19 protein-coding genes are annotated in these 19,687 nt (G+C 69.9%); 9 read left to right on the top strand and 10 right to left on the bottom strand.

Translation table 11 applies throughout. The annotated features are described in order from the left end of the window. Nucleotides 1-9 precede the first annotated feature (9 nt). From ACFX43_RS24085 to ACFX43_RS24115, 7 genes are all read left to right on the top strand, one after another. A complete protein-coding gene (locus ACFX43_RS24085; protein ID WP_378836484.1) occupies nt 10-723 on the top strand; it encodes a GntR family transcriptional regulator in 714 nt (237 codons plus the stop codon). A gap of 2 nt (nt 724-725) precedes the next feature. Next, the gene (locus ACFX43_RS24090) at nt 726-1,646 is read left to right on the top strand and encodes an AEC family transporter (protein WP_378836488.1); all 921 of its coding nucleotides are present in this window, start codon (nt 726-728) and stop codon (nt 1,644-1,646) included. A gap of 181 nt (nt 1,647-1,827) precedes the next feature. Further along, nucleotides 1,828-2,226 (top strand): DUF1707 domain-containing protein, encoded by a 399-nt coding sequence (locus tag ACFX43_RS24095; protein WP_378836491.1) that lies wholly within the window; start codon nt 1,828-1,830, stop codon nt 2,224-2,226. Between the two features lie 83 nt (nt 2,227-2,309). Then, on the top strand, nt 2,310-3,287 hold the full coding sequence (locus ACFX43_RS24100) for an ABC transporter substrate-binding protein (protein WP_378836497.1): 978 nt from the start codon (nt 2,310-2,312) through the stop codon (nt 3,285-3,287). Beyond that, on the top strand, nt 3,284-4,066 hold the full coding sequence (locus ACFX43_RS24105; protein WP_378836500.1) for an ABC transporter permease: 783 nt from the start codon (nt 3,284-3,286) through the stop codon (nt 4,064-4,066). Before ACFX43_RS24100 ends, ACFX43_RS24105 begins: the two co-directional genes overlap by 4 nt. Next, nucleotides 4,063-4,839 (top strand): ABC transporter permease, encoded by a 777-nt coding sequence (locus ACFX43_RS24110; protein ID WP_378836504.1) that lies wholly within the window; start codon nt 4,063-4,065, stop codon nt 4,837-4,839. Before ACFX43_RS24105 ends, ACFX43_RS24110 begins: the two co-directional genes overlap by 4 nt. A 21-nt stretch (nt 4,840-4,860) precedes the next feature. Beyond that, nucleotides 4,861-5,688: an ABC transporter ATP-binding protein gene (locus ACFX43_RS24115; protein ID WP_378836507.1), complete on the top strand. Its 828-nt coding sequence runs from the start codon at nt 4,861-4,863 to the stop codon at nt 5,686-5,688. Here the strand turns inward: ACFX43_RS24115 and ACFX43_RS24120 are convergent. Next, nucleotides 5,666-7,288, bottom strand: a complete 1,623-nt coding sequence (locus ACFX43_RS24120; protein ID WP_378836509.1) for a glycoside hydrolase family 13 protein — start codon at nt 7,286-7,288, stop codon at nt 5,666-5,668. The genes ACFX43_RS24115 and ACFX43_RS24120 overlap by 23 nt on opposite strands. Before the next feature lie 325 nt (nt 7,289-7,613). Between ACFX43_RS24120 and ACFX43_RS24125 the strand changes: the two genes are divergently transcribed. Further along, complete coding sequence (locus ACFX43_RS24125) at nt 7,614-7,817, top strand: cold-shock protein (protein WP_091053181.1); 204 nt, start codon at nt 7,614-7,616, stop codon at nt 7,815-7,817. Between the two features lie 83 nt (nt 7,818-7,900). Here the strand turns inward: ACFX43_RS24125 and ACFX43_RS24130 are convergent, their stop codons facing one another. Together ACFX43_RS24130 and ACFX43_RS24135 are read right to left on the bottom strand one after the other, a co-directional pair. Then, nucleotides 7,901-8,377, bottom strand: a complete 477-nt coding sequence (locus ACFX43_RS24130; protein ID WP_378836513.1) for a YbaK/EbsC family protein — start codon at nt 8,375-8,377, stop codon at nt 7,901-7,903. A gap of 66 nt (nt 8,378-8,443) precedes the next feature. Continuing rightward, nucleotides 8,444-9,142 (bottom strand): spermidine synthase, encoded by a 699-nt coding sequence (locus tag ACFX43_RS24135; RefSeq protein ID WP_378836515.1) that lies wholly within the window; start codon nt 9,140-9,142, stop codon nt 8,444-8,446. Nucleotides 9,143-9,333: 191 nt separating this feature from the next. Here ACFX43_RS24135 and ACFX43_RS24140 point away from each other — a divergent pair, with 191 nt between their 5' ends. After that, entirely contained in the window at nt 9,334-10,566 is a 1,233-nt protein-coding gene (locus ACFX43_RS24140; RefSeq protein ID WP_378836518.1) for an MHYT domain-containing protein, read from the top strand. A gap of 18 nt (nt 10,567-10,584) precedes the next feature. Here the strand turns inward: ACFX43_RS24140 and ACFX43_RS24145 are convergent, their stop codons facing one another. The 7 genes from ACFX43_RS24145 to ACFX43_RS24175 form a co-directional block, all read right to left on the bottom strand. Then, on the bottom strand, nt 10,585-13,557 hold the full coding sequence (locus ACFX43_RS24145; RefSeq protein ID WP_378836521.1) for a bifunctional [glutamine synthetase] adenylyltransferase/[glutamine synthetase]-adenylyl-L-tyrosine phosphorylase: 2,973 nt from the start codon (nt 13,555-13,557) through the stop codon (nt 10,585-10,587). A 26-nt stretch (nt 13,558-13,583) separates the two neighbouring features. Continuing rightward, nucleotides 13,584-14,360, bottom strand: coding sequence for a type 1 glutamine amidotransferase (locus ACFX43_RS24150; RefSeq protein ID WP_378836524.1), 777 nt, complete (start codon nt 14,358-14,360; stop codon nt 13,584-13,586). Nucleotides 14,361-14,472: 112 nt separating this feature from the next. Then, entirely contained in the window at nt 14,473-15,810 is a 1,338-nt protein-coding gene (gene glnA, locus ACFX43_RS24155) for a type I glutamate--ammonia ligase (protein ID WP_378836528.1), read from the bottom strand. Between the two features lie 49 nt (nt 15,811-15,859). Then, a complete protein-coding gene (locus ACFX43_RS24160) occupies nt 15,860-16,051 on the bottom strand; it encodes a hypothetical protein (protein ID WP_378836531.1) in 192 nt (63 codons plus the stop codon). A gap of 11 nt (nt 16,052-16,062) precedes the next feature. After that, the gene (locus ACFX43_RS24165; protein WP_378836533.1) at nt 16,063-16,812 is read right to left on the bottom strand and encodes a hypothetical protein; all 750 of its coding nucleotides are present in this window, start codon (nt 16,810-16,812) and stop codon (nt 16,063-16,065) included. After that, nucleotides 16,809-17,444, bottom strand: a complete 636-nt coding sequence (locus ACFX43_RS24170) for a SatD family protein (RefSeq protein WP_378836538.1) — start codon at nt 17,442-17,444, stop codon at nt 16,809-16,811. Before ACFX43_RS24170 ends, ACFX43_RS24165 begins: the two co-directional genes overlap by 4 nt. 155 nt (nt 17,445-17,599) lie before the next feature. Then, a complete protein-coding gene (locus ACFX43_RS24175) occupies nt 17,600-19,624 on the bottom strand; it encodes an NAD(+) synthase (protein ID WP_378836542.1) in 2,025 nt (674 codons plus the stop codon). Nucleotides 19,625-19,687: the final 63 nt, after the last annotated feature.

The following is a 19,687-nucleotide window of genomic DNA, read 5'->3' on the forward strand; positions in this document are numbered from 1 at the left end:
ATCGGGACCATGTCGATCTCCTCCCCCGAGACCACCCCGGAGACCACGACGGTGGGCGAGCGCGTCTATCAGGCCTTACGCAGCCAGATCGGCTCCGGCGAGCTCGAGCCCGGCGCCAAGGTGACCGAGCGCGGCATGGCCGAGCGCCTCGGCGTCAGCCCGACCCCGGTCCGCGAGGCGATCCGGCGGCTCGAGCTCGACGGCCTCGTGGAGCGGGTGGGCCCGCGTACGACACGGGTGGCCCGGATCGAGGAGGACGCCAGCCACGACCTGGCCGAGGTGGAGGTCGCGCTGCGCGGCCTGGCCGCCCGGTTCGCCGCGCGGCACGCGACCGAGGACGAGCTCGACGAGCTCGACCGGCTGCTCGACGAGGCCGACGACCTGGTGATCCTGATCCGGGCACGACACCGCGACGCCAAGCCGGTCGAGAAGCACGCCGACCGCTTCCTCGACGTCCTCGGCCGCTTCAACGAGCAGGTCAACGCCGCGGCCCACAACCCGGTTCTCGTACGCCTCCTCGAGCAGTCCCGCTCGCTGAGCCGCTCCCGACAGCGGGAGATCTCCCGGGCACACCTCCTCGCCGGCGACGAGTTCGGCGCCGACCGCTACGCCGAGCACCGGGCCCTCGTGATCGCCCTGCGCGCCCGCGACGCCGTCGAGTCCGAACGCATCGTCACCGAGCACGCCGCCCGCGGACTCCTCGACCTGCGGCGCGAGCAGTAGACGTGGCGGGAGTCTTCACCGGCTTCGCCACGATCAGCGTCCTCATCGCCCTCGGCGCCCTGCTCGCCCAGCTCCGGATCCTCGACGAACGCGGCCAGCGGACGCTCTCGACGGTCGCGTTCTACGTCGCCAGCCCGGCGCTGCTGATCACGGTCATGGACGACAGCGACCTCGGCTTCGTGCTCTCCGGCAACCTGGTCGCGGTCGCCGGCGGCGTGCTCGTCGCCGCCACGCTCGTGGCCACGGTCGAGACACTGCGCCGTCGCGGCCTGGGCAACACGGTGGTCGCCGTCCTGTGCGGCTCCTACGCGAACGCCGGCAACCTCGGCCTGCCGATCGCGGCGTACGTCCTGGGCGACCCGGTCCTGGTCGCGCCGACGCTGCTGCTGCAGATGCTGGTCCTCCAGCCGCTGGCGCTGGTCCTGCTCGACGCCGACGCGAGCACGACGAAGCTGTCGTTCTGGGACGTGATCCGCCGCCCGCTGACCAACCCGATCACCGTCGCCTCCTTGATCGGGGTGGCGCTCTCCGTCACCGACCTCGACCTGCCCACCGCGGTCGCGGACCCGCTGGAGCTGGTGGCGGGGATGGCGGTCCCGTCCATGCTGATCGCCTACGGCGTCGCGCTGCGGCTCGGCCCGCTGCCCGGCCGCGGCGTCCCCGCGCTCGACCTGGCGGCCGTGGTCGCGACCAAGCAGATCGTGCAGCCGGTGGCGGCGTACGTCATCGGACGGTTCGTGCTCGGCCTCGACGCCGAGGCGCTGCTGGCCGTGACCGTGCTCTCCGCGCTGCCGACGGCCCAGAACGTGTTCGTCGTCGCGCAGCGCTACAACCGCGCCACCCTGCTGGCCCGCGACGTCATCTTCGTCAGCACGCTGGCCACGGTGCCGGCGATCCTGCTGGTCGTCCTGTTGCTCACCTGAGCCGACCAAAGTCCCTTGCGGCAGCATCTCTTCGGGCGTACCCTCGCGATATATCGGGACACTACGCCGACAGTCGATGCAGCTTTCACAAGGGAGATGACATGAGCGAGCGCAAGCGAGCGACAACAAGCCTCAGGCCGCCGCGTCCTTACGATGGCGCTTGCGCTACGGAGGCGGCGGCATGAGCAACCTCGACAACCTGCGGGTGAGCGAGGCCGATCGGGAGGAGGCGTCGGCGAGGCTCGCCGAGCACTACTCGACAGGCCGGCTCACCGACGACGACTACTACGAGCGCCTGGACGCGGTCTGGTCCGCGAAGGTCCGTGCCGACCTGGAGATGCTCTTCACCGACCTGCCGAAGAGCGCGCCACAGCCGCCGCAGGCGGTCCGCCGTCCGCGCCGCGGCCGCCCGCGGGCCTTCCCGCTGGTCGCCTGCTTCCTGCTCGTCGCGATCGGACTGGTCGTGATGGGCGTGCCGTGGTGGGTCTTCGCCGCGATCGCACTCGGGGCGCTCGTCTTCCGCAAGGGACACCACGGCTCCCGCCGCTGTCACCAGCGCATGCGTCATTCCATGCACTGAAATCCGGATTCGATGGCCTCCACGCGGGCTCACCACTAGGTTGTGCCGCGGCCGCTACCCCCACAGCCCACGAGGAGTCCCCCATGAACCGCTCCCCTGCCCGCACCGCGCGCCGCGGTCTGGCAATCGCACTCGTTCTCGCCCTGCCATTCGCGCTCAGCGCCTGCGGTGGCGAGTCAGCCGATGAGGGTGCCGGCGGCGCCACGGAGATCACCGTCGGCGTGATCCCGATCGTCGATGTCGCTCCCATCTATCTGGGGGTGGAGAAGGGGTTCTTCAAGGAGGAGGGCCTCGACGTCAACCTCGAGCTCGCCCAGGGCGGTGCCGCGATCATCCCCGCCGTGGCCAGCGGTCAGTACCAGTTCGGCTTCTCCAACACGACCTCCCTGCTCCTGGCCCAGACCCAGGACGTCCCGGTCGAGGTCGTCACGGCCGGCGTCAACGCCACCGACGACCCTGCGGCCGACATGGCCGGCATCCTGGTCAAGGCCGGCAGCGACATCACCTCCCCCAAGGACCTGGAGGGCAAGAAGGTCGCGGTCAACACGCTCAAGAACATCAACACGACCACCACCAACGAGCTCGTCCGCCAGGACGGCGGCGACCCGACCAAGATCGAGTACGTCGAGCTGGCCTTCCCCGAGATCGGCCCAGCCATCGAGAAGGGCGACGTCGACGCGGGTCAGGTCGTCGAGCCGTTCCTCACCATCGGCACCCAGGGCGGCATGACCGACCTCGGCTCCAACTTCGTCGCCACCGACCCGGGCCTCGCGGTCGCGGAGTACTTCACCTCGACGAACTATGCCGACTCCGACGCCGACATCGTCGAGGCCTTCACCGCCGCGATGAACGAGTCGCTCGACTACGCCCAGCAGCACCCGGACGAGGTCAAGAAGATCCTCCCGACCTACACCGACATCGACGGATCAGTCCTCGCCGAGCTCAACATGCCGCAGTGGACCTCCGAGATCGACACCGCGTCGATCCAGAAGCTGGCGGACCTCTCGGAGGCGGACGGCCTGTTCGCCAAGGACCCGGACGTGGACGCCCTGCTTCCATGACGGTCGCAGGCCGCGGACGGGACGCCGCCCTGGGCGTCCTCGGTCTGCTCGTCGTCGTCGGGCTGGCCGAGGCGCTGCCGCGTCTCGGCATCGTCAACGACAGCTATCTCCCGCCGGCGAGCGCGATGTTCACCGAGCTGTTCGGCCAGCTCGGCGAGGCCACGTTCTGGACCGACCTCGGCGCCACCCTCCGGGGATGGGCCACCGGCCTGGCCATCGCGATGGCCGCCGGCATCGTGGTCGGCGTGGTCATCGGCTCAGCGGGCTTCTTGCGCGACCTGACCGCCTCCACGATCGAGTTCCTACGCCCGATCCCCTCCGTCGCACTGATCCAGCTCGTCGTGCTCCTCTACGGCAGCCGGCCGACCTCGGCGCTGATCCTGGTCGTGTACGCCTCGTTCTGGCAGATCCTCGTGCAGGTGCTCTACGGGGTCGCCGACGTGGACCCGGTCGTGCGCGACACCGCGCGCTCCTACCGCTTCTCGCGGCTGACCACCGTCCGCACGGTCGTCTGGCCCACCGCGCTCCCCTACGTCATGACCGGCTTCCGGCTGGCCGCCTCGGTGGCGTTGATCCTGGAGATCACCGCCGAGCTGATCATCGGCGTCCCCGGCCTCGGGAAGTCCATCGGCGTCGCCCAGTCCTCCGGCGCGGTCGAGAAGACCTACGCCCTGGTCATCGTGGTCGGGCTCATCGGCGTCGCGGTCAACCTGGTGGCCCGGGCCCTCGAGCGGCGCACGCTCCGCTGGCACGTCTCGATCCGCAAGGAGGCCCGATGAGGATCCTCAGGACCATCGCGTACGCCCTCACCCTCCCGATCGTGCTGGTCGCGGTGTGGTGGCTCGCCTCGGCCGGCTCCACGAGCGTCTTCTGGCCGCCGCTGTCCAGGATCGTCGGCGTCTTCGGGGAGACCTGGACCGCCGACCGCTGGCGCGGCGATGTGCTGCCCAGCCTGGCGCGGCTCACGGCCGGCTATCTGATCGCGCTCGCCGGCGGCGTACTCCTCGGGGTCGTCATCGGCCTCTACCGCCCGGTCCGCGCGTTCTGCGAGCCGACGCTCGAGTTCTTCCGGGCGGTGCCGCCGCCGGTACTGGTGCCGGTGATCGCGCTGTTCCTCGGCTACACCGGCGACGCGTCGAAGATCGTGACGATCGCGCTCGGGTGCCTGTGGCCGATCCTGCTCAACACCGTCGAAGGCGTACGCGGCCTGGACGAGGTCATGCTCGACACCGCCCGCAGCTACCGGTTCAGCGCCTGGACCCGGTTGCGACAGGTGGTGCTGCGCGGCGCCTCGCCGCAGATCGTGGCCGGTGCGCGCCAGGCACTGTCGATCGGCGTCATCCTGATGGTGATCAGTGAGCTCTTCGGCGCCAACCGCGGCCTCGGCGCCTCGATCGTGCAGTTCCAGCGCAGCTTCGCCGTCCCGCAGATGTGGACCGGGATCATCCTCCTCGGGATGCTCGGCTTCCTGCTCTCGGTCCTGTTCCGTCTCGTCGAACACTACTCGCTCGCCTGGTACCGCGGCCTGCGCGAGGCCGACCGCGGCGCCTGACCCCGCACCTGAGGAGAACCCGTGTCAACTGCGCTGGACGTACGTGGCCTGAAGAAGACCTACACCACCGGCGGCACCTCCCTGGAAGCCATCGAGCAGCTCGACTTCTCGATCGGCCAGGGCGAGCTGGTCTGCATCGTCGGCCCCTCCGGCGCCGGCAAGACCACCCTGCTGCGCTGCATCAGCGGTCTCCTCGAGGCCACCGCCGGCGTCGTCGAGCTCGAGGGTGCCCCGGTCACCGAGCCACCCGCCGGGATGGCGGTGGTCTTCCAGGAGTACGGCCGCTCGCTGTTCCCCTGGCTCACCGTCCGGCAGAACGTCGAGCTGCCACTCAAGGAGAAGAAGGTCCCCCGGGCGCACCGGACCGAGCTGGTCGACGAGGCGCTCTCGGCGGTCGGGCTGACCGACTCTGCTTCGTCGCATCCCTGGCAGCTCTCCGGCGGGATGCAGCAGCGGGTCGCGATCGCCCGCGCGATCGCCTACGAGCCCTCGGTCCTGCTGATGGACGAGCCGTTCGCCGCCGTCGACGCCCAGACCCGAGCGGACCTGGAGGATCTCGTCCGCGAGCTCTGGAAGCGGCTCGGCGTGACGGTCCTGTTCGTCACCCACGACATCGACGAGGCCGTCTATCTCGGCCAGCGCGTGCTCGTGCTCTCCAACCGGCCGACGGTGATCCTGGAGGACGTGCCCATCGACCTTCCCGACGAGCGCGACCAGCTGACCACCCGCTCCGCCACTCGCTTCGCGGAGCTGCGCGCACACGTCTACGAGCTGATCCAGAAGGCTAAGAAGGGAGAGCGCCCGGCATCGGATCACTCGCCCGGGATCACTCGACCGCGGGCGCGATGATCCAGACCGCCGCGTCGGTGGGCAGGTCGCCCACGACCGGGTCGCCGCTGTACATCACGATCTCGCCCTCGGGAAGCGGCGTCGGCTCCATACCGCAGTTGAGCACGACGATCAGGTCGGTCCTGGTGTCCGGGGAACCGCCGACCCCGCCGCGCCGGAACGAGACCACGCCCTCGGGTGCGTCCAGGATCTCCACGTCCTCGTCGGCACCGAGCGCGAAGGCCCGTCGCGCGGCCAGCGCCGCCCGGTAGAACTCCAGCGTGGAGTCCCGGACACCGTTCTGGGCAGCCACGGTGAGGTCGACCCACTCGGCCGGCTGCGGCAGCCACGGCTGCGTCGGCAGCTCCTCGTCGGGGACCTGACTGAACCCGAAGGGCGGCTCGAACCCGCTCCACGGCAGCGGCACCCGGCACCCGTCACGACCGCCCTCACCGGTCTCCGACCACGGATCCTCCTGATACTCGGGCGGTAGGTAGACCTGTGGCAGACCCAGCTCCTCCCCCTGGTAGAGGTACGCAGACCCCGGAAGCGCCAGCATCGTCAGTGTCGCCGCGCGCGCCCGGTGGAGCGCCTGCAGTCCGTCGCCATAACGCGAGCGGTGGCGTACGACATCGTGGTTGGACAGAACCCAGGTCGGCGCCGCCCGCGAAGGACCGAGCGCCTTCAGCGTCGACCCGATGACCTCCTTGAACGCCTCGGCCGACCAGGGCGCCTGCAGCCAGGAGAAGTTGAACGCCTGGTTGAACTCGTCGGGGCGTACGTAGCGCCGCAGCTCGGCCGGGCCAGGGGTCCAGGCCTCGGCGACCATCATCCGGTCGCCGTCGAAGGAGTCGATCAGCTTGCGCCAGGCGCGGTAGATCTCGTGGACGCCCGGGTTGTCCCACATCGGCGCGTCGGTGACGCCACGCTCGTACATCACCGCGGCGTCGGAGGTCGGCGTGAGCCCCTCGGGGACGACCTGGTCGCGCAGCTCCTTGAAGAGCCCGTGGGCGATGTCGACCCGGAAGCCGTCCACGCCCCGGTCGAGCCAGAAGGTGAGGATCTTGATGAACTCCTCGACCACCTCGGGGTTGTGCCAGTTGAGGTCGGGCTGGTCGTCGTCGAAGAGGTGGAGGTACCACTGCCCGCCCTCGATCCGCGTCCACGCGGGCCCGCCGAAGACCGAGCGCCAGTTGGTGGGCGGCTCCTCGCCGTTCTCGCCGCGGCCGTCGCGGAAGATGTAGCGCTCCCGCGCCGTGGATCCCGGCACTGATGAGAGCGCCTCCACGAACCACGGGTGCGCCGAGGAGGTGTGGTTGGGGACGAGGTCGACGATGACCTTCAGGGCGAGCTCGTGGGCGCGCGCGATCAGGTGGTCGGCGTCGGCCAGCGTGCCGAAGATCGGGTCGACGTCGCAGTAGTCGGCGACGTCGTAGCCGTGGTCGTTCTGCGGTGAGGTGTAGAACGGGCAGATCCAGATCGCGTCGACGCCCAGCGCGGCGAGGTAGTCCAAGTGGTCGGTGATCCCCTGCAGGTCACCGAGCCCGTCGCCGTTCGAGTCCGCGAACGAACGCGGGTAGATCTGATATGCGACGGCTTCGCGCCACCATGGCTGGTCCACGTGGACCCCTATTCTCGTCGGTTGGCCACCAGTACCCCGATCTTGTCGATGTGATGCTCGGGGTTGTCAAAACCGGACGGCCCGCACCGGGCCGTTTTTCGAACGGATCCGGCGCCTGAAACGCCGAAAAACCGGGGTTGCCCGAAGTCGGCTTGTGGGATGTAGGCTTGTCCGTGTTGAAGGAGGCGTCCCCACGCGCTTCGCGGTTGCTCTCGGTGACCGTTCGTGCAGCACTTGGTCTTCCGCAGAAGCAGAAATCAGGACTCGTGGATTCAACGCCCAAAGGGCGGCACGGAGTCGCCCTGTGTACACAAGGATTAGATTCATGACTCAGGGAACCGTGAAGTGGTTCAACGGCGACAAGGGCTTCGGCTTCATCGCCCAGGACAACGGGGGCGACGACGTCTTCGTGCACTTCTCCGCGATCCAGACCAACGGCTACAAGACGTTGGACGAGAACCAGCGCGTCGAGTTCGACGTCACCCAGGGCCCCAAGGGCCCGCAGGCCGAGAACGTCCGCCCGGTCTGACCAAAGACCTAGCTGACCTTTCAGCAAGGCAGCCCCGCTCCTGCTTCGGCAGGGCGGGGCTGTCCCCCTTTTGGTGTCGGTGCCTACTCGGGAAGCTTGGTGACGTCGACCCAGCCCCGGGCCTCGCTGATCGTCTCCAGGTCACCGAGGGTGAGCGCGATGGTCGTGTTGGCGCTGCCCGCGGCCGGGTAGACCATGTCGAAGCGCTTCAGCGAGGCGTCGAGCCACACCTCGGCCGACGCCGGGTTGCCGAACGGGCAGACGCCACCGATCGCGTGGCCGGTCATCGGCTCGACGTCCTCGGCGGCGAGCATCCGCGCCTTGGTGCCGAAGTGGGCCTTGAACTTCGCATTGGCGATCTTGGCGTCGCCGGCCGCGACGACGAGGATCGCGGCGGCCCGGTCCTCGGTGTAGAGGCTGATGGTCTTGGCGATCTCCGCCGGCGAGACCCCGAGAGCGACCGCGGCGAGCTCGACGGTCGCCTTCGACTCCACCGACTCGATGATGTCTCCACCGCGTCCGAATCGGTCCAGGTGGGTGCGGGCCAGCTCGATCGACATGCCCGCCAGCCTAGAGCGTGTCTCCCAAATCCACGCCCGCTACGCAATGTCTTTGGGAGACACGCTCTAGCGGCGCGTTCCGCCGCCGAAGGAGTCGGCGACGGCGCGGTCGGTGAAGATTCGGTACTCCAACGGAGAGGGCGACCCGAACGGCGAGTCCGGCACCGTGCCACAGAGGATCACCAGATTGCCGGGGCGGCGGCCCTTCATGGTCGCCGGCTCGACTCCGACGACCATGCCGCCGAGGTCGCGGGCCGCCGCGATGAAGTCACGCGCCTGGGCGAACGGCGCCCGGTCGACGAGGTTGGCGACGAAGACCCCGGAGGGGGCGAGCACGCGGCGTACGTCCTCCACGAAGGCGGCTGAGACGAGCTCGTCCGGGGTGCGCCCGCCGTCGAAGGCGTCGAGGATCACCAGGTCGGCGAAGCCGTCGCGTACGCCGCCGATGCCGCTCTTCCCGTCGACGGGGCGCACCTTGATGCCGCTGCGCGGCGGGAGCGGCGCCTCGCTGCGTACGCGCTCGATGACCTCGACCGACGGCTCGAGCACGATCTGGGCGGAGCGCGGCCGGGTCGCGTGGACGTAGCGCGGTAGCGTCATCGCGGCACCGCCAACATGCAGAACTCGCGCTGGCCCTGGAGGCAGTCGGTCGATAACATCGCCGATACGCCTCATGTAGTCGAACACGAGGCGGGTCGGATCCCCCAGATCGACAGCCGACTGCTGCATCGCGTCGAGCTCGAGCACATATACATCGTCGGCCATAGCGGAGATACCCTACCCCCCACGTGGAAATGGGGGACCTGTTCCTCTATTGTGACCTCCGCGACACCGGCACCATTGCCCGCTATGGATGCATCTCGGATACCCCCTGGGGCATCCACGCATGTTTCCAGATCTACTTCGCCGATCCCCCACACCCCGTCCGGCGAGGAACGAGAGGAAGTCAAAGCAGCGTGACAAGCATCGAAGAAGTCACGATCGGGGCGTTCAGCCAACCCCTGGTCGGGATGTCGTTCATCATCTCCGTACTCGGCTCGTGGGTCGGTCTGACCTGTGCGACCCGCGCGCGCCGGCGCGGTGCGGGCGCCGGCGCCTGGCTCTGGCTCTTCGGCGCGGCCGCCTCGATCGGCGGCGGCGCGATCTGGTCGATGCACTTCATCGGCATGCTCGCCTTCGACAGCCACGTGGCGTACGCCCTCGACGTCGGCACCACGCTCATCTCGCTCGCCGTCGCGATCATCGCGGCGATGGTCGGCATGCTCATCGCGACCGCCATGCGGGGCAACGCGGGCTACATCGTCGGCGGCCTGGTCACCGGTGCGGGTGTGTGCGCGATGCACTACACCGGCATGTACGCGATGGACATGAGCGCCCAGATGGTCTGGAAGCCGGCGGTGGTCGTGGCCTCCGTCGTGATCGCGCTGGTCGCCTCGGCGCTCGCGCTCTTCTTCGCCTTCAACGTCACCACGCGGCTGATGCGCGTGGGCGCTGCCGTGATCATGGGCATCGGCGTGTGCGTCATGCACTACACCGGCATGCTCGCCCTCGAGATCCACAGCTCCCCCGACGACAAGCTCGGGCACGTCAGCGGTGCCGACCCGGTCTACCTGGCGATGCCGATCTTCGCGATCTCCGCGGGCATGCTGATCGTGATCGGCTTCGCCACCATGTTCGCGGGCATCAACGACGATCTCGAGGACCCGTGGACCCCGGCCCAGCGGACCCCGGACCAGCGGACGGCGACCTCGGACTCCGGCGCACACGCGATGATGCCGCAGCGGCCGGCCCTGGGGCAGCCGTCCTTCGCCGGTCACGAGCCCGACATGCTCCAGCAGCCGCGGCAGCCGCTGCAGCCTCTCCCGACGCGCCAGCCGGCCGCCTCCGGCAGCCCGCAGGCGAACCAGCCCGCAGGCGAGGGCATCGGCAGCATGTTCTCCCAGCGCCCACAGAACCCGGGCCAGCGTCCGCAGCGTCCGACCCAGCTGCGCCCGCAGAACGGACGTTGGACGCCCCGGCCCTACGCCCAGCAGCCCTCCAACGGCTTCCCGGAGCGGCGGACGGACCTGTTCAACCCGCAGGGTGGGCAGCCCGGCGAGGAGGCGACCAACGAGCCACCGGCTCAGCCGCAGCCTCGGGCGCCGCGCAATCCGGGCTGGCTGCCGCCGCGCAACGACAACAACCTCTAGGCCGAGTGCATCTGGGGCCTACTCCCAGAAGACGCGCTCGACCACACCGTGGGCGAGGCGGGTCATCCGCAGGTAGTCGTTGACCAGCTCGTCGGTCGCGCCCGCCGGATAGCCGAGGATGGCCGCGACGGCGTGCTGCTCGACGGGTCCGGCGGGCAGTGAGTCCGCCGGGCGGCCGCGCGCGAGCGTGACCGCGTTACGGACCCGGCTGACCATCCGCCATGCCTCGATGAGCGTCTCGGCGTCGTCCGCCTCGATCAACGAGGCGTCGCGCGCGGCCTGCAGCGCCTCGACGGTGCGTGGCGTACGCAGCCCCGGGACGGCGTACGCATGCCGCATCTGCAGCAGCTGGGCGGTCCACTCGATGTCGGCGAGGCCGCCGCGGCCGAGCTTGAGATGGGTGTTGGGGTCGGCACCGCGGGGCAGCCGCTCGTGGTCGACACGGCCCTTGATGCGGCGCACCTCGATGATGTCGTCCTCGCTCAGCCCACCCTCGGGGTAGCGCAACGGGTCGATCATCTCGGTGAACGCCTCGCGCACCTGCGGGTCGCCGACGACGGCGTCGGCGCGCAGCAGCGCCTGCGACTCCCAGATGCCCGACCACTTCGCGTAGTAGGAGGCGTATGCAGGCAGTGTCCGCACCAGCGCACCCTGCCGCCCCTCGGGGCGCAGGTCGGCGTCGATCTCCAGTGGCGGGTCGGCACCCGGCAGGGCGAGCAGCCGGCGCAGGTCCGCGATGACCTTGAGCGCGAACTGGGTCGCCTCGCCCGGGTCGGCACCCTCGACGGGCTGGTGGACGAAGAGCACGTCGGCATCGGAGGCGTAGGAGAGCTCGAACCCGCCGTAGCGACCCATCGCGATGATCGCGATCCGCGTCGGAGGCCCGTCGATCCCACGGTGGGCGACCTCCTCGGCCACGACCGTGCGCAGCGAGGCCTCCAAGGTGGCGTCGGTCAGCCGGGACAGAGCGGCACCGATGGTGTCGATCCCGGCCTCGCCGAGGAGCTCGGCCGCAGAGATCCGGAACAGCTCGCGACGGCGGATCGCCCGGATGTGGCGTACGGCCTCCTCGGCGGAGGTGGTGGTGCGGCGGCGGGCGGCGCGGGCGACCATCTCGTCGGTCAGCGCCTCGGCCGAGAGCGGCGCCAGATCGTGGCCCAGCAGGCGCAGCGCCTCGGGCTCCCGCTCGAGCAGCGCCGTGGTGTAGCGCGAGGTGGACAGGATCGTGGCGAAGTGTTGCGCGACGAGGCCCTCGTCGCGCAGGGAGCGCAGATACCAGGGCGTGGCGCCGAGGGCGTCGGAGATCCGGCGGAACCCGAAGAGCCCGGCGTCGGGGTCGGAGCCCTCGGAGAGCCACTGCAGCATCACCGGGAGCAGCGCACGCTGCAGCGCGGCCCGCCTGGAGACGCCCGTGGTGAGCGCCTCCAGGTGGCGCAGCGCAGCCTTGGGGTCGGCGTAGCCCAGCGCGGTCAGCCGCTCCTCGGCCGCCTTCGCGGAGAGGTGGGCCTGGCCGGACGGGATCCGGGCGACCGCGTCGAGGAGCGGTCGGTAGAAGAGCTTCTCGTGGAGACGGCGCACCTCGATCCGCTGGTGACCCCACTCCTTCTCCAGCCGCACGACCGGGTCGCGCAGGTAGCCGAGCGAGCGCGCGAGCCAGCGCAGCGAATCCTCGTCGTCGGGGACGACGTGGGTGCGCCGCAGCCGGTAGAGCTGGAGCCGGTGCTCCATCCGCCGCAGGAACGCGTAGGCCTCGTGCATGGCCTCGCCGTCCTCGCGCCCGACGTAGCCGGATCGGGTCAGCGCCGCCAGCGCGGAGAGCGTGGTGGGCTGGCGGATCCCGGGGTCGGTGCGGCCGTGGACCAGCTGCAGCAGCTGCACGGCGAACTCCACGTCGCGCAGCCCGCCGGCACCGAGCTTGAGCTCGCGGTCGGCCTGCCGCGACGGGATGTGGGCGATGACCCGGCGCCGCATCTTCTGGGTGTCGGAGACGAAGCCGTCGCGATCGGCGGCCTTCCACACGAACGGGTTGACGGCGTCGACGTAGGCCCGGCCCAGATCGAGGTCGCCCGCGGCCGGGCGGGCCTTGAGCAGCGCCTGGAACTCCCAGGTGCTCGCCCAGCGCTCGTAGTAGCCGACATGGCCGGCGATCGTGCGGGAGAGCGCGCCCGCCCTGCCCTCGGGACGCAACGCGGCGTCGACCGGCCAGATGGTGCCTTCGCCGGTGTGGGCCGAGCAGACCTGGATCAGGTTGCTGGCGAGCTGGGTGGCGACCCGCAGCGAGACGTCGTCGCCGACTCCGTCGGCGGCCTCATGGGCGAAGATCACGTCGACGTCGGAGACGTAGTTGAGCTCGTGGCCGCCGCACTTGCCCATCGCGACGACGGCCAGCCGGACCTTGTCGGCGTCTGCGCCCACCCGTGCGCGGGCGACCGCGAGCGCGGCGTCGAGGGTGGCGCAGGCCAGATCGGAGAGCTCGGCCGCGACATCGTCGACCGGGAGCTGGTGGGCCAGGTCGCGGGCAGCGAGCCGGAGCAGCCAGCGACGGTACTCCACCCGCAGGGCGTCGACCGCCTCCACGTCCGGGACCGTGGCCACCGGGTCCTCATCGGCCGGCTTCGCACCGACGGCCTCGAGCAGCGAGGCCCGGAAGACGTACGCAGCGGGCCTGGTCGTGCCGAGGGTCGGGTCGGCCAGCTCGCGCCAGTGATCGGGGTGGCGGGCCAGGTGGTCGGTCAGCGCCGGTGAGGCGCCGAGCACCGAGACCAGCCGCATCGCGGTGCCCTCGTCGCCGGCGAGCTCCTCGACGAAGCCGTCGCCCTGGGACTCGGCGAGCGTGACCAGACCGGTCAGCGCCGCGTCGGGGTCGGCCGCCTGACCCAGGATCGCCAACAGCTCACGGGTGCCGGCGCCGAGACCTGCCAGATCCGCCAGGGCCGTGTCCGGATCGTTGAAGCCGAGCCGGAGCAGCTCGCCCTTGCCTGGCAACGTCATGGCCCCGATTCTGTCACTGGCCGGTTTCAGGCGCTCCAGGGCCTCGGGGTCGTGATGGTCCCCCCGCGGGTGCCGCCGGGGGCGACGGCGGCGCTGCGTTCACGGACCAGGCGGGCGAACCCGAAGGCCAGCGGCTGCCAGGTCTTGATCAGCTCCTTCTCGGCGAAGGTGGCCGTCGCGACCACGTCGTCGACGCTGCGCCCGATCTGCTCCAGCTCCTCGACCGACTCCTCGGCCCAGACAGCGACCGCGGCGGCGTCGACCTCGGGGTGGAACTGCACGCCCCACACGGTCGGCGCGAACCGCGCCGCCTGGACCTGCCCGTCGATCGAGCGGGCCAGCTCGACGGTGCCCTCGGGCAGCCGGCCGACGACGTCGCGGTGCCAGTGCATGGCGCGGTCGTCGCCCGCCAGCAGGCGCATCAGCGGGTCGAAGAGCACCTCGGGCTCCCAGGTCACCTGGCGTACGCCCACGGTCAGCCCGAACGGGCTGCGCTCCACGGTGCCACCAAGGGCCATCGCGGCCAGCTGGTGTCCCAGGCAGATCCCGAGCGTCGGGATGCCGGCCCCGGCGGCCTGCGCGATCCGCTCGCGGGTGACCTGGAGCCAGGGGTGCTCATCGTCGGAGTCGGCGTCCATCGAGCCGCCCATGACGAGCAGCCCCGAGTAGGAGGCGTCCAGCGACGAGAGCGGCGGGACCGGCTCGGCGTACGCCCGACAGACGTCGACGCACATGCCCGCCTCAGCCAGCCAATGACCGAACAACGCCGGCGGCACTGTCTCCTCGTGCTGGATCACAAGCACTCGGGGAAGACTCAACGACATCACTCCCACTCTCCCGTTCGATCCAGTGTGGCAGCACCGGATCGGAAGTGTGGAATCGGGCTTGAGTTTCCTTGACAACCAGTTTGCGGACTCAGATGACCGGCAGCATCCGGGAGCGCTCGTAGGCGGTCACCTGCTCGCGGTAGGCGGCCCACTCGGCCCGCTTGTTGCGCAGGAAGAAGTCGAAGACGTGCTCGCCGAGGGTCTCGGCGAGGAGCTCGGAGTCCTCGGCCATCCCGATCGCCTCGTCGAGGTTCTCCGGCAGCGGGTCGATGCCGAGGCTCTTGCGCTCGCGCTCGGTCAGCGCCCACACGTCGTCCTCGGCCTCACGCGGCAGCTCGTAGCCCTCCTCGATGCCCTTCATGCCCGCCGCCAGGATCACGGCGAAGGCCAGGTAGGGGTTGCAGGCGGCGTCGAGGCTCCGGACCTCGATGCGGGTCGACTGGCCCTTGAGCGGCTTGTACATCGGCACCCGGACCAGCGCCGAACGGTTGTTGTGGCCCCAGGCGACGTGAGCCGGTGCCTCTCCCCCGCCGATCAGGCGCTTGTAGGAGTTGACCCACTGGTTGGTCACCGCGGTGATCTCACCGGCGTGGCGGAGCACGCCGCCGATGAAGCTGCGGCCGGTCTTGGAGAGCTGATATTCGGCGCCCGGCTCGTAGAACGCGTTGGCGTCACCCTCGAACAGGCTCAGGTGGGTGTGCATGCCCGACCCCGGGTGATCGGTGAACGGCTTGGGCATGAAGCTCGCCCAGATGCCCTGGCTCAGCGCCACCTCACGGATGACCGTGCGGAAGGTCATGATGTTGTCGGCCGTGCTCAGCGCGTCGGCGTAGCGCAGGTCGATCTCGTTCTGGCCAGGCCCGCCCTCGTGGTGGCTGTATTCCACCGAGATCCCCATCGCCTCCAGCATCGTGATCGCCTCACGCCGGAAGTCGGCGCCCATCGACTGGGCGGTGTGGTCGAAGTAGCCGCTGGAGTCGACCGGGGTCGGCTCGCTGCCGTCCCGCGGGTTGTCCTTGAAGAGGTAGAACTCGATCTCGGGGTGCGTGTAGAAGGTGAAGCCCTTCTCCGCGGCGTTGGACAGGGTGCGCTTGAGCACGTAGCGAGGGTCGGCGTAGGACGGCGAGCCGTCGGGCATCACGATGTCGCAGAACATCCGGCCCGTGGACGGGCCGTCCGCACGCCACGGCAGGATCTGGAACGTGCTCGGATCCGGCAGGGCCAGCATGTCGGCCTCGGTCACCCGCGCGAACCCCTCGATCGCGCTGCCGTCGAAGCCGATGCCCTCCGCAAAAGCGCTCTCGAGCTCGGCCGGCGCCACCGCGACCGACTTCAGATAGCCGAGCACGTCGGTGAACCACAGCCGCACGAAACGTACGTCCCGCTCTTCGAGTGCCCGGAGCACGAAGTCCTGTTGCTTGCCCATGCGTGAACACTAACGGTCCGACGTTACAGGCGGGATCTCCGCGCCACCGTCAGCGGCCGGGACCCTTGAAGATCGAGATCACCAGCGCCACCCCGAACCCCGCCAGGGCCGCCCCGATAACCGACCAGGCGGTGCTCGTGCCGCCTCCGCCGAGGTAGCCCATGCCGGTCAGCGCCAGCGCTCCCCCGGCTATGAGAAGCACGGCGGCCACCAGGAGCCCAAGAGCCTTACCCACAGTCATGACACCGCAATCTAGGTGATGACCAGAGCGAGGGTCACCAGCGAGGTCATCCAGGAGACGAAGCTGCCGACCAGGAAGTATTCGGTCACGTCGTTGATGCTCGGCCCCTCGTGCTCACCGCGGAACGACTGCAGCTCCGGCCAGCGGATCAGGCCCTTGGCCGCGACCACCAGGCCGGCGGCGGCGAGGTTGCCGGTGAGACCGAGCCCGAAGATCGTCAGCCGCTCGAGCGGACCCAGGAGCCGGCCGCCCTTGAGATTGTTGCCGTCGACCCCGTCGAGCGGGTTGGCCACCTTGGCGACGTCGAGGACGAGCTGCACCACGACGTTGCCGGTCGAGACCTGGACCAGCAGGCCACCGAAGACGAGCAGCACAGCCTCCGGGCGCGCCGCCTCGACCCAGACCCACGGCGCCTGCTCCGCCCACGCGGCGACCGGTCCACCGACCTCGCCGGCCACCGGGGCCAGCAGGATCCCGACGAAAATCGCTCCGCCGAGCAGAGCCAGCGGGATCCCCGGGTGGGGGTTCTTGTCCGCGCCCTGGGGAGGATGGGCCAGGAATCCCCACAGCACGGTGATCCCGGCGATCACGATCACGGCCGCCAGGTCACCTCCGAAGAGGGCCGAGAGCAGGCCGAAAGCGATCACCGCGGCTGCCCCGATCGCCTCGGGGACCCAGCGGATCCGCTTGAACGGATCGATGATCGAGTGGGCGAAGTCGACCGTGCCGACCCCGATCAGCAGCAACGCTATCCAACTCATCTGACCTCCCCCAGAAGCTCGTCGGCGCGGACGATCACGGCGATGCCGTCGCGGCGGACGCGCTGGGAGACCGCGGAGGGGGTGATGTCGAGCTCGGCGGCGATGGCCTTCTGAGGCATGGCGGAGAGCATGCCAGAAAGCACCGACACCGAGGACCGGTCCAGGCGAGAAAAGAGCTCGTCGCGCGAGACCAGAGCAGCGTTGACCGCGGCCGGGTCCGGCCCGCCCGCGTCCTCCGCCGGCTGATACCAGGTCCGTACGCTGCGGGAGGCCGCCTTGTTCTCGGCATTCTCCGCCGCCTCGATCGCCGCCCGCGCCGACCACCACCCCGGCCCGTCTTCGACCCGGGGGTCGTCGCTGAGCACCCGGGTGGCGCCCCAGCTGATGCCGTGACGTACGCCGACCACGGGGTCGAGCGCGATCCGCAGCCGGAACGTGGCCTGGATCGCGGCGCCGACGGTCTCGAAGGCTCCTTGGTACTCGTCGCCGACCGTGATCCGCAGCGGAGTGACAGGCTGCCACGTCTCGTTGATCTCCTCGACGGCCTCGGCGAACGCCGCGTGGACCTTCGCGCGGTCATCCTTGGTGCGCGAGCCCACGAGGTCGCCGATCACGGTCGCCACAGAAGCCATGTGAAGATCATACCTTCATCCTAGCAAGATGAAGGTATTTGCTTCATCTGACTCGTGTGAAGCTATTTCCTTCAGCCTGAGGCTGTGGGCATCACGGCCACCCCCGGTCCGGTGAGCTCGCCGGGTTCCACCGTGCGACCCGTCCATCGCAATCCCTACTCCACGGGAACCCGGGCTTCGATCTCGGCGAGCCACGCCGCCGGCGAGGCGTCCGAGGGCATCCGCCAGTCACCGCGGGGCGACATGGTGCCGCCGTTGGAGACCTTGGGACCGTTGGGCAGCGCCGAGCGCTTGAACTGGTTGGCGAAGAAGCGCTTCACGAAGACCTCGAGCCAGGCGCGGATCTCCTTCATCTCGTACGCCGTCCGCTTCTCCTCCGGGAACCCCGGGGGCCACTCCCCGGCCTCGACGTCGTGCCAGGCGTTCCACGCCAGGAAGGCGATCTTCGAGGGGGTGAAGCCGTTGCGCACGGTGTGGAAGAGGGTGAAGTCCTGCAGGGCGTACGGCCCGATCTTCTGCTCCGTCGACTGCAGCTCCTCCCCCGGCACCAGCTCGGGCGAGATCTCCTGATCGAGGATCTCCTGGAGGACCTCGTCGGCGGTGCCGTCGAACTGCTCGGTGGTGATCACCCAGCGGATCAGGTGCTGGATCAAGGTCTTCGGCACGCCGGCGTTGACGTTGTAGTGCGACATCTGGTCGCCGACGCCGTAGGTCGCCCAGCCGAGCGCGAGCTCGGAGAGGTCGCCGGTGCCTAGGACGATGCCGCCGCGCTGGTTGGCGATGCGGAAGAGGAAGTCCGTACGCAGCCCCGCCTGGACGTTCTCGAAGGTGACGTCGTAGACCGGCTCGCCGTCGCCGGCGGGGTGCCCGATCTCCTTGAGCATCTGGGTGGCGGTGGGGCGGATGTCGAGCGTCTCGTAGGTCGTCCCGAGCGCCTCCATCAGCTTGATCGCGTTGGACTTGGTGTCGTCCGAGGTCGCGAAGCCGGGCATCGTGAAAGCCAGGATGTCGCTCGCCGGGCGGCCGAGCCGCTCCATCGCCTTGGCGGCCACGATCAGCGCGTGCGTGGAGTCGAGCCCGCCGGAGACGCCGATGACGATCTTCGTGTCCGGGCCGATCGACTGGAGCCGCTTCTCGAGCCCGGAGACCTGGATGTTGTAGGCCTCGTAGCACTCCAGCGCGAGCTTCTCCGGGTCGTCGGGGACGAACGGGAACCGGTCGACCTTGCGCCTCAGACCGTCACCGGTCAGCGGCGGCGCGAGCTCGAACTCGATCTCGGAGTGGAAGGCCCCCTCGGCGCGACGGTTGTCGTCGAAGGTGCCCTGCCGGATCCGCTCGGCGCGGATCCGCTCCAGGTCGACGTCGACCACGGTGCGCCGCGGCCCGTCCGGGAACCGCTCGGTCTCCCCGAGCAGCTCGCCGAGCTCGTACGCCATCGTCTGCCCGTCCCAGGACAGGTCGGTCGTCGACTCGCCCTGGCCGGCGGCGGTGTAGACGTACGCCGCCACGCACCGCGCGCTCGCCGACTGCACCAGGAGTCGGCGAGCGTCGGAGCGACCGACCGTGATCGGGCTGGCGGAGAGGTTGAGCAGGACGGTCGCGCCGGCCAGCGCCGCCTTGGCGCTCGGCGGCACCGGGACCCACATGTCCTCGCAGACCTCGACGTGGAAGACGAGATCCTTGACGTCGGTGCAGCGGAAGAGCAGCTCGTTGCTGAGCGGCACCTCCTCGCCGCCGAGCATGATCGTGCCGTCGGCGCCGTCGCCGGTGCCGTACCACCGCTTCTCGTAGAACTCGCGGTAGGTCGGCAGGTAGGTCTTGGGCACCACGCCGAGCACCTCGCCGCCGTGGATCACGACCGCGGTGTTGAGCACCCGGTCGCCGTGGCGCAGCGGGGCGCCCACGACGATCACCGACAGCAGCTCCTCGGAGGCCACCACGATCGCGCTGATCGCGGCGTGCACGGCGTCGAGGAGGGTCCGCTGCAGGACGAGGTCGTCGATCGAGTAGCCCGAGAGACACAGCTCCGGGAAGACCGCCACGGCGACGCCCTCGTCGGAGCACTCGCGGGCCTGCGCGATCACCTCGCGGGCGTTGGCTGCCGGGTCGGCGACGGAGATCGGGATGGTGCACGCCGCGACCCGCGCGAAGCCATGGGAGTAGGCGGAGTAGAAGTCCACACCCCGGAGTCTAGGCGCGACCGGCTACCCGGCCACCCGATGCCCGCCGCCGACCGCGTACGG

The sequence above is a fragment of the Nocardioides sp. YIM B13467 genome (assembly GCF_042788075.1).
In the GTDB taxonomy this organism is placed as follows: domain Bacteria; phylum Actinomycetota; class Actinomycetes; order Propionibacteriales; family Nocardioidaceae; genus Nocardioides.